At 70.6% G+C, this 6,667-nt stretch carries 11 protein-coding genes; 7 read left to right on the top strand and 4 right to left on the bottom strand.

Annotated features, from left to right (window positions below):
* From ACYVHU_RS26325 to ACYVHU_RS26315, 3 genes are all read right to left on the bottom strand, one after another.
* Nucleotides 1-556, bottom strand: a 556-nt coding sequence (locus tag ACYVHU_RS26325; RefSeq protein ID WP_498949869.1) for a hypothetical protein, incomplete at its 3' end; no start/stop codon positions are given.
* Between the two features lie 9 nt (nucleotides 557-565).
* A complete protein-coding gene (locus ACYVHU_RS26320; protein ID WP_498949867.1) occupies nucleotides 566-1,069 on the bottom strand; it encodes a helix-turn-helix domain-containing protein in 504 nt (167 codons plus the stop codon).
* Nucleotides 1,070-1,209: 140 nt separating this feature from the next.
* Nucleotides 1,210-1,410: a hypothetical protein gene (locus ACYVHU_RS26315; protein ID WP_498949873.1), complete on the bottom strand. Its 201-nt coding sequence runs from the start codon at nucleotides 1,408-1,410 to the stop codon at nucleotides 1,210-1,212.
* Here ACYVHU_RS26315 and ACYVHU_RS26310 point away from each other — a divergent pair.
* The 7 genes from ACYVHU_RS26310 (at nucleotide 1,337) to ACYVHU_RS26280 (ending at nucleotide 6,321) form a co-directional block, all read left to right on the top strand.
* Complete coding sequence (locus ACYVHU_RS26310; protein WP_498949865.1) at nucleotides 1,337-1,576, top strand: Rmf/CrpP fold protein; 240 nt, start codon at nucleotides 1,337-1,339, stop codon at nucleotides 1,574-1,576. The genes ACYVHU_RS26315 and ACYVHU_RS26310 overlap by 74 nt on opposite strands.
* A 255-nt stretch (nucleotides 1,577-1,831) precedes the next feature.
* Nucleotides 1,832-2,626 carry a ParA family protein gene (locus ACYVHU_RS26305; protein WP_498949863.1) on the top strand — a complete coding sequence of 265 codons (795 nt, stop codon included), beginning with the start codon at nucleotides 1,832-1,834 and terminating at the stop codon, nucleotides 2,624-2,626.
* Nucleotides 2,626-2,955, top strand: coding sequence for a hypothetical protein (locus ACYVHU_RS26300; RefSeq protein WP_498949861.1), 330 nt, complete (start codon nucleotides 2,626-2,628; stop codon nucleotides 2,953-2,955). Before ACYVHU_RS26305 ends, ACYVHU_RS26300 begins: the two co-directional genes overlap by 1 nt.
* Nucleotides 2,956-3,260: 305 nt before the next feature.
* Nucleotides 3,261-3,437, top strand: coding sequence for a hypothetical protein (locus ACYVHU_RS26295; RefSeq protein ID WP_498949859.1), 177 nt, complete (start codon nucleotides 3,261-3,263; stop codon nucleotides 3,435-3,437).
* A 54-nt stretch (nucleotides 3,438-3,491) separates the two neighbouring features.
* Nucleotides 3,492-3,902, top strand: coding sequence for an Aca2/YdiL-like domain-containing protein (locus ACYVHU_RS26290; RefSeq protein ID WP_498949857.1), 411 nt, complete (start codon nucleotides 3,492-3,494; stop codon nucleotides 3,900-3,902).
* 284 nt (nucleotides 3,903-4,186) lie between these two features.
* The gene (locus ACYVHU_RS26285; RefSeq protein ID WP_498949856.1) at nucleotides 4,187-5,257 is read left to right on the top strand and encodes a hypothetical protein; all 1,071 of its coding nucleotides are present in this window, start codon (nucleotides 4,187-4,189) and stop codon (nucleotides 5,255-5,257) included.
* A gap of 632 nt (nucleotides 5,258-5,889) precedes the next feature.
* Nucleotides 5,890-6,321 carry a hypothetical protein gene (locus ACYVHU_RS26280; RefSeq protein ID WP_498949854.1) on the top strand — a complete coding sequence of 144 codons (432 nt, stop codon included), beginning with the start codon at nucleotides 5,890-5,892 and terminating at the stop codon, nucleotides 6,319-6,321.
* A gap of 56 nt (nucleotides 6,322-6,377) precedes the next feature.
* On the opposite strand, the gene ACYVHU_RS26275 is transcribed toward ACYVHU_RS26280, so the two are convergent.
* The gene (locus ACYVHU_RS26275; protein ID WP_432942081.1) at nucleotides 6,378-6,596 is read right to left on the bottom strand and encodes a helix-turn-helix transcriptional regulator; all 219 of its coding nucleotides are present in this window, start codon (nucleotides 6,594-6,596) and stop codon (nucleotides 6,378-6,380) included.
* Nucleotides 6,597-6,667: the final 71 nt, after the last annotated feature.

The following is a 6,667-nucleotide window of genomic DNA, read 5'->3' as shown; positions in this document are numbered from 1 at the left end:
CCGCCTCCGCGGCGAGGGCGTCGCCGCCCAGCACCGCGACGTGGTTGTTCCCGTCCCAGTGCTCCTCCCAGTCTGAGCACATCCGCTCCGCCAGGGGACGGATGCGCTCCAGCAGCTCGTTGGCTGCCGCGGAGGTCAGCGGCGGGATCGGGTAGCGGCGCTCGAAGCCGTGGTGGACCGAGGCCGGGACGGCGCCGCCGACCTCGGGGTCATAGTCGGCCGAGACGGTCCGGTTCCGCAGGTCCACCTCGACGTGGACGGGTTGCGCCTCGTGCTGGCCCGGGTAGCGGCGGTACAGCTCGGCGGGGGTGTCACAGGTGATGATCTGCACGGTCACGGGGCTCTCCTTCGCGATCTGGTTGGTGCGGGCGGGCTTCATGCCCAGGACTTGCGCGGCGGCCCTCTGGGTGCCGAGGTCCTCGATGGTGCGGTGGACGATCCGGTCGCGTTCAGCGCTGCACGCGCGCTGGACGCTGGAGATGATGTCGGCCAGGGCCGTCATCCGCTCCGCCGGAGAGAGGCCGTTCAGGGCCTCCCAGTCGATGCGGTAGTACATGGGGACCTCCTAGAGGGCGGCGACCGCGGCGCGGATGCCGGCGGTGGCGGCGAGGAACACCTCGCGCTTGGTGGCGACGCGGGATTCGCCGTAGCCGTAGCGGACGTGAAACTTCCCGTCGGCGACGTCGAACCACAGCTTCTCGACCGAGGCGAGAAGCTTGTAGCCCTGGGAGTTGGAGACCGTTTCCCCCTGGTAGGCGGCCCAGGAGATGTTGCCGGTCCCGTAGTGGGTGGTCTCGATTCCGGCGAACTCGTGCCAGTTGTTGAAGTAGATCCGGTCCTTGTCGCCGCGCTGCCAGCGCTTGCCGCCGACGGCGATCAGGTTCTCAACGGTGAGGGCGGGCTTCTTCTTGCGGATTCCCAGGGCGATGCGGCGGGCGAGGGAGTCCGCCTCGATGACCCACCGGCCGGCGACCTTGCGGGCGGCGACGGCGCCCCGGCGGCACCAGGCGCGGATGGTGTCGACGGTGACGTGGGCCTGAGCGGCGGCGGTGGCGGTGGTGAGCGTCATCGGGGGCTCCTCTCTCCTGCTGACACTCATAAATATAGTCCCCCTGTATGTTCTTGTCCAGTCCCCCTGTATAAATTTTTTGACCAGCAGAAACACGAAACCGCCCGCCCCCGAACTCGGGAACGGGCGACAGCCGGACCTCACGCCCCGCCGACCACCTCCACGCCCACGACCCGCAGCCCCGGCGCAACCGTCCGCGCCCGGGTCTCCAGCTCCGCGGCGGCTTCCTCCGGCGTCGGCGCGACGCCGGCCACGTGCATCCAGCAGATGCCGCGCCGCCAGGACAGCACAGCGTCCAACGCGTCAGCGAGCCGGTCCGCCGCGTCGTTCGTCGCCGACATCCTCGACGCGCACGCAGAGGGCCGGGCCGCCGCTGAGCGCGGCGACCTCCGGTCGACCTGCCCGCACCCGCCAGACAGCACGGATCCCCGCACCCGGAACCTCTTCAGATCCTGGATGCGGGGATACGCGTCGATCATCCCGACGCCGGTCGACTACTCGTCCTGATCCGGCTCCAGGGCCGCGACCGACATCCTCTCGATCAGATCGGATGGCGCCACGCCCTGCTGGTGGGGGTGTCGGTAAGGAGCGTGTCACCAAGTGCCAACTAACCCGCGAGTAACTTAGGTGGGGTCTGCGGCGGGTGTCGCACTTCTGGAAACGGGCATTTACAGGATCGGCCTGACCTGTGCACCTAGGCAGGTAGGTACCTAGGTGTGTTCCTACCTGCGTGCGCGCCCACGAGGATGCCACCATGGGCGCATGGCTAGACCACAGAAGATCATGGCGGTGATGAACCAGAAGGGCGGCGTCGGCAAGACCACGACGACCGTCAACCTGGCCGCCGCGCTCGCCGAGTCCGAGCACCGTGTCCTGGTGATCGACATGGACCCCCAGGCCAACGCGACGCTCACCCTGTCCCCGGTCCTCGGCGACTACACCCTCGCCGAAGTCCTCCAGGTCGATCCCGCCACCCGCGAAGTCGTCGAGGGTTCAGCCGCCGCGGCGATCGTGCCCGCCGGCGACGCCTGGCCTGGGGGCATCGATGTACTCCCCGGATCCATCGGCGCCGCAGCGCGGGAACAGGAGCAGTGGGACGGCCGGGAGTACCGGCTGCGCCGCGCCTGCGAGGGCGCCCTGGACGACTACGACGCCGTGCTCCTGGACCTGCCGCCCTCTCTCGGACAGCTCACCATCAACGGGCTGGTCCTCGCCGGCGAGGTCGTCATCGTCACCGCCCCGACCTTGTACGGACTGCACGGCATCTCGCTGCTCATGGACTCCATCGAACGAGTGCAGCGCTACCACAACCCGGGCCTGCGGGTCAGCGCGATGGTGGTCAACCAGCACGAGGACCGGCGCACCGAGCCTGGGTTCCGCCTCTCCGAAGCCCGCGAGACCCACGCCGACGTCCTATATGAGCCGCCATGCATGCGCCAGGCCGTGATCGACAAGGCCATCGGCGCCCAATCCCCGCTCAGCGCCTACGGTGCTGAAGGGCGTGCCGCCGCGACGTGGTACGCGAACCTCGCCTCCCACCTGATGGGAGGACGGTGATGGCCAAGCCCCAGCCCCAGCCGGCCCGGTCGCGGTCGGTTCCGCTGCCGCCCAGCCGGCGCACCGAGGAGCATCCCCTCGACCAGCCAGCGTCACCGCCTCCGGCCGCGCCCGCTGCCCCGCCGGCCCCCTCCGTTCCCGGGGAGGCTCCGACGCTGGGGGAGATCTCCGCGACCCCGGCGTCACAGCGCCGCCAGCTCAACATCGGGGTGCCCGAGTCCTTGATGCTGCACCGGCGTGCTGGACTGTACCGGCTCGACCACCGCGTCGATGTCCAGGACCAGGTTGCCGCGGCGCTGGACGCCTGGCTCCGCGAACGCGGCTACTGACGCGCGTGCGCGCCTACCTAGGTGGCTAGTCACCTAGGTAGGTCGGAGGAACGGTCCAAAGCCGTTCCTCCGACCTCGCGTTGATTACGTCCTTTACCGACCTTCGTCCGTGACGATCCCCCAGGTCAACGAGCTGTCGCTAGGTCAAGGTCGCGGGGTCACCAGCCGTCGCGGTCGAGGCCGTGCTGGACGACGCGGAGGGCCGGTTCCTGGATGATCCCACTTGCGTCACCCTAATTTAGGGTGGTAGTGTGTGCTCAACGGCAAGGGGAGCAGCCCCGGCCGCCTCTCCGAAAGGGACTCGGATGAACCGCAACGACCTCACCGCCCAGATCGCGTCGACCCTCGGCGACTACGAGGCCGGCTACGACGTCGACGCCATCGCCGACGAGATCTTGGAGGCCTACGGCCTCGTGCACGTCGACGCGGTCGACACCGACGCCTACTGGGCGATCGTCGAGCGCCACGACCAGGCGCAGTAACACCCCAGGCCCCTCGGGCAACACGCCCGAGGGGCCACCCCGCGAAGGAGAACCGTGAGCACCTACAGCGACCCGTCCGGCATGCCCGAAGACGAACGGATGCGCGGCGTCGAGTTGAAGATGGTCCGCGAATGGCTGGCCGTGTCCGGCCAGTGGCTGGCCGACTACCTAGGGGTCAACCCGCGCACGGTCCGGTCCTGGGAGGCTGGCCGCGACCCCATCCCTGATGGGGTGCGCCTGGCGGTCGAGGACCTGGAGGCGCAGACCGCCGAGATCGTCGGCCGGCTCGCGGAGACGCTGATCGACAAGCCCGAGCCAGCGGTGCTCACCTACCAGACCGACGAACAGTATCGAGAGCGGGAGCCCGACGCCCCGTGGCCGGCCTCCTGGCATCGCCGGGTGGTCGCCCGCGCCGCCCAGGAGGTGCCCGGCCTGGTGATCGTCTCGCCCGACGATCACATCTGAACACCACACCGTCTGAACACCACACCGAAGGAGAAGGAGAAGGAGATCAGCATGTCACAAGCACCGCTAATGGGAGTCGGGCGCGGCAGCGGGGGGCGTTCGGCGCCTGAAGCCGGCCCCTACGTGGTCGGCCGTCCCGAGCGCGCCGAATGGCGCATGCAACCCGACACCCCCGACGCGTTCGCCGCCGAACGTGTCCCCGGCGGCCGGGTCACCGAGTGGGGGGGGTGTCGGGGATCGTCGTCCCCGTCGAGGTTGGTCAGACCTATCACCCTGTGGAGGGCATGAGCCACGGGGTGGGTGATGACGCCGGGTATCGCTACACCGCGCTGGTGCGGCCGGCCACCCCGCAGGAGGCCGCGCCGCTCCTGGATGATGAGGAGCGGGAGACGGCCCGCCTCGCGACCGTGAGGCGCATGCACCAGCTGTTGGCGTTCGGCGACAACGGCGTGGACGGCGCGGTGATCGAGTTCCCCCCGTCCCCGGCTCCGTCCCCGGAGGTCGCGCCGCTCCTGCCGGTGCGGGTCCCCATCGGGGCGGGTGCGGGTCCCCGGCCCGAGATCCGCGTTGACCGGGCGGGGGGGTGGGTGTGGACGCTCCTGTATGCCGGGACCGGCGCATACGATCCCCAGCTGGCCAACTACCGGGGGTGGATAGCGGTGCGCCACCCCCTCACCTCCGAACGTGGTCAGCTCCTGGAGGAGCTGATCGCCTGGTTCCCCGGCCCCGGGGAGCCCCGGCCCACCCGGCCCTCACAGCCGGACGAGGCCCCCATGCCGGTCCTCCCCGAAGAGCCGGGCCGGATCATGCTGGCCGGCCCGCACCAGCCCGAGGGAGCCACGTCCCACTATCCGCAGCAGATGCGCGAGTACCTGCTGGAGCGCCCCTGGATGCGGCAGCGCGAGCTGGTCGCAACGCCGGGTGTGCGTCCCGTCTACGCCAGCGGGGAGCGCGAGATCTGGTCCGATGGCCGCATCACGTATGCGACCTGGCTCGGAGAGGGCGTCAGCGAGCTGACCCCCGCCGGCGAGGAGGCGATCCAGTGGTTGTTCCGGCACAGGGTGCGCCAGGTGGGCCAGTGGCGCGGCCTGCTGGAGGCCGAGCGGTGGAGGGTGGTCGACCGGCAGCAGGAGACGCGCCCCTACGGGGCCTATGGCGGGGCGCTCGAAATTGAGATGGCTCGCGGCGAAGCCGTCGTTCGTGGCGGCGACATCCTGGAGGTCTGGTCGGCCACGATCACCCTCTACTACGCCATGGGCGACGGGGACTGCGACGAGCGGGGCGGTCTGTACCCCACCGAGGCCGAGGCGCGGGAGGCCGTGGAGGCGGCCATCGTCGAGCTCACCGAGGAGTGAGCGGCCGCCCGGGAGGGGGCGCTCTCTCCCGGGCCTCGTTCCTAACAATTTCGGTGAGCTGTGCCGGGTCTGCGCCTTTGAGGCGTTGCGCGGCGAGATCGCCGCGTCCGCGGAGCGGGTAGCGCGGCCGGACGCCGGCGCGCTTTGGTAGTCGCCAAGGGGATGCTCCCCGCGCACGCGGGGATGGCCCGGCCTCCACGCTGGAGGGCTGGCGCAACCTCGCCTTCTCCCCCCTGGGGGTCCCCCTCCCCCGAGGGGGCCGCGCACCGCCACGTCATAGCACCTCTCTGTCTGTACGGGTTTCGAAGTTCGAAGGTCGAGGTGCGCCAATAGTGCCTAGGTGTGTGGAACGGGTTCGGGGTTGGTCACGGTGGGTGAGGGCTGTCCGGGGCGAGGGGGAGGTGCCCGTCCCGGATTTGTGTACCGCTCGTTGTTCTAAGCCTCCGATAAGGTTCACTTATCGGAGGCCAGAAACCGGCGGTCTTCGAACGGGTGTGCGGCACGACGAGACGAGACGCGACGGTCCGTCCCGCCCCCGGCTCCCCACCCCACCGCTCCTCACCCTGCGTGACCCCCGCCGCGCTCGGGCGGTTCCCCCACCGGCCCGGCACCGGCTCGGGCAGGATCGGCCCATGACGCTCCCCGCGACCGCCCAGGCCGTTCTCGCCGTCGCCACCACCGGGACACCGCCCACGGCCTCCGCCCTCGCCTTGCTCCGTCTTGATGGCGCGCTGCTCCTGGACACGCTCATCGACACCGGACCCGGCACCCCCCGCCGTCTCGCCCCCGCCTGGCCCACCGTGCAGGACCGCCTCGACGCCGCGCTCGCCGGGATCTCCCGCCTCTGGGTACTCGACGGTCAGGAGGCCACCGACGCGCTCACCACGGCCGCCGCCCGGTACGGCACCGCCGCCCAGGTGCGCCTGGCCGCCACCGGGCGAGCCGTCACCGACTGGGTCCCCGTTCTCGGGACCACCCCGGCCGGCCCTCCGGCCGCCCGCGCCCGCGCCCTGGTCCAGGGCCACCGAATCGGGATGGGCCTGCACCGCCTCGCCGGCATCTGACCCGCACGGCAACGCCCCCGCCGAACACGTCGGCGGGGGCGTTCGTGTTCCCGGGGTCAGTCGGTGGCGGCGTCGCGGGGGCGGTCCCGGCGCCATCCCTGACCTGGCCGGGAGGCGATCCACGCCTCGATCGTCTCCCGGCGCCACACCGGGGACCGGCCGATCGTGCGGAGCGGGGCGGGGAGGTCTCCGCGGAGCTTGTACTGGCGCACCGTGGAGACCTTCACGCCGAGCCGGTCGGCGATGTCCTGGGTGCTCATGAGGTCGTCGGTCATGCCCCGAAAATACGTTGTCGATGTCGCATTGACAAGGTGCCCCCCCGGGCCTACCTTGTAGACATGACATC

The organism is Marinactinospora endophytica, from assembly GCF_054780875.1.
This window is presented reverse-complemented; position numbering and strand designations above follow the sequence as displayed.

Excerpts from the sequence above, each read along its gene's own strand:
- ACYVHU_RS26320 (WP_498949867.1), bottom strand. The coding sequence starts at position 1,069 with ATGACGCTCACCACCGCCACCGCCGCCGCTCAGGCCCACGTCACCGTC.
- ACYVHU_RS26310 (WP_498949865.1), top strand. The coding sequence starts at position 1,337 with ATGCCGCGCCGCCAGGACAGCACAGCGTCCAACGCGTCAGCGAGCCGG.
- ACYVHU_RS26315 (WP_498949873.1), bottom strand. The coding sequence starts at position 1,410 with ATGTCGGCGACGAACGACGCGGCGGACCGGCTCGCTGACGCGTTGGAC.
- ACYVHU_RS26305 (WP_498949863.1), top strand. The coding sequence starts at position 1,832 with ATGGCTAGACCACAGAAGATCATGGCGGTGATGAACCAGAAGGGCGGC.
- ACYVHU_RS26300 (WP_498949861.1), top strand. The coding sequence starts at position 2,626 with ATGGCCAAGCCCCAGCCCCAGCCGGCCCGGTCGCGGTCGGTTCCGCTG.
- ACYVHU_RS26295 (WP_498949859.1), top strand. The coding sequence starts at position 3,261 with ATGAACCGCAACGACCTCACCGCCCAGATCGCGTCGACCCTCGGCGAC.
- ACYVHU_RS26285 (WP_498949856.1), top strand. The coding sequence starts at position 4,187 with ATGAGCCACGGGGTGGGTGATGACGCCGGGTATCGCTACACCGCGCTG.
- ACYVHU_RS26280 (WP_498949854.1), top strand. The coding sequence starts at position 5,890 with ATGACGCTCCCCGCGACCGCCCAGGCCGTTCTCGCCGTCGCCACCACC.
- ACYVHU_RS26275 (WP_432942081.1), bottom strand. The coding sequence starts at position 6,596 with ATGACCGACGACCTCATGAGCACCCAGGACATCGCCGACCGGCTCGGC.